Below are 1,395 nucleotides of genomic sequence, written 5' to 3'. Positions count from 1 at the left end.
GGGGCTGTCAGGATTTCTGTGTGCGAGGCGGTTGAGATGAATTGGCTATTGGCCGACTCGCTTATCGACTGCCGTGCGCCGGCAGTGTGAATCGCTCTTCGTAGACCACAGCGAATTGGTTCATCGCGGGGCGCCACTCCTTGGCTGCGCGTCCCCAGTCAGCCGTGATGTTGCGCAGTGCCAGCCAGATCAGCTTGGTGGCCGCGTCGTCGCTGGGGAAGTGCCCGCGCGTCTTGATGATCTTGCGCAGCTGGCTGTTGATGCTCTCGATCGCGTTGGTCGTGTAGATCACGCGGCGCACCTCCGGCGGGAACGCGAAGAACGGTATCACGCGATCCCAGGCGCGGCGCCAAGCGGCCGTGACCGTCGGGTACTTCTGCCCCCACGGACCGTGCTCGAACTCGTCCAGCGCCTGCGCTGCGGCCTCCGCACTGGTGGCCGTGTACACCGGCTTGAGCGCGCCCGCCAGCGGCCGGCGGTCCTTCCAGCCCGCGTAGTCCAGGCTGTTGCGGATCAGGTGGACGATGCACGTCTGCAGCGTGGTGGCCGGGAACACCGCGCCCAGCGCCTCGCCGATGCCCTTGAGCCCGTCCGTGACCGCAATCAGGATGTCGCCCACGCCTCGCGTCTTCAGGTCATTGAAGACCTTCATCCAGAACTTCGCGCCTTCGGTGTTCTCGATCCACAGCCCCAGGATGTCGCGTGTGCCGTCGGCCAGCACGCCCAGCGCCAGGTACACCGCCTTGTTGCGCACCACCGCCTCCTCCCGGATCTTCACCCTCAGCGCGTCGAAGAACACCACCGGGTACATCACCTCCAGCGGCCTCGATTGCCAGGCCGTCACCTCGGCCATCACCGCGTCCGTGACCGAGCTGATGAACTCCGGCGACACCTGCGTCTGGTACTGCTCGGCCAGGAACGCCTGGATCTCGCGCACCGTCATCCCGCGCGAGTACATCGCCACGATCTTGTCGTCGAAGCCCGTGAAGCGCCTCTCGTGCTTGCCGATCAGCAGCGGCTCGAACGATCCCTCCCGGTCCCGGGGAACCTCGATGCGCAGCGGGCCATCCTCGGTCAGCACCGTCTTGGCGCTGGCTCCGTTGCGGTGGTTGTCCGCCTCGGCCGGCTTCTCACCCCCGGGCGGATAGCCCAGGTGATGGCTCAGCTCGCCACCCAGCGCCCGCTCGATCAGCGCCTTCTTGAACGCCATCGACGCTTCCGCTATCGCCTCGGCCGTCATCGGCCCTTGAGTGAATTGATCCAGCAGTTCCTTCGGGATCTTCGGCAGCGCCGCCGTCCTCGCAGCGATCGCCTCGTTCTTCGTCTTCGTCTTGCTTGGCATACATGCTCCTGGTCGTCATGCTATGCCTCGCACACAAAATTACTGACAGGCTC

General features: G+C 65.3%; 1 protein-coding gene. It reads right to left on the bottom strand.

Annotation, left to right across the window (positions count from 1 at the left end):
* Positions 1–61: 61 nt before the first annotated feature.
* Positions 62–1,342, bottom strand: coding sequence for an IS256 family transposase (locus tag AC1DXV_RS34620; protein WP_477938046.1), 1,281 nt, complete (start codon positions 1,340–1,342; stop codon positions 62–64).
* Between the last annotated feature and the right edge of the window lie 53 nt (positions 1,343–1,395).

The sequence above is a fragment of the Rhizobacter sp. P3_C12 genome, from assembly GCF_056402735.1.
Note: the sequence above shows the minus strand (reverse complement) of the source record. Positions and strands in the feature narration are given on the sequence as shown.

Coding starts and splice junctions, on each gene's coding strand:
- AC1DXV_RS34620 (WP_477938046.1), bottom strand. CDS start 1,342: ATGCCAAGCAAGACGAAGACGAAGAACGAGGCGATCGCTGCGAGGACG.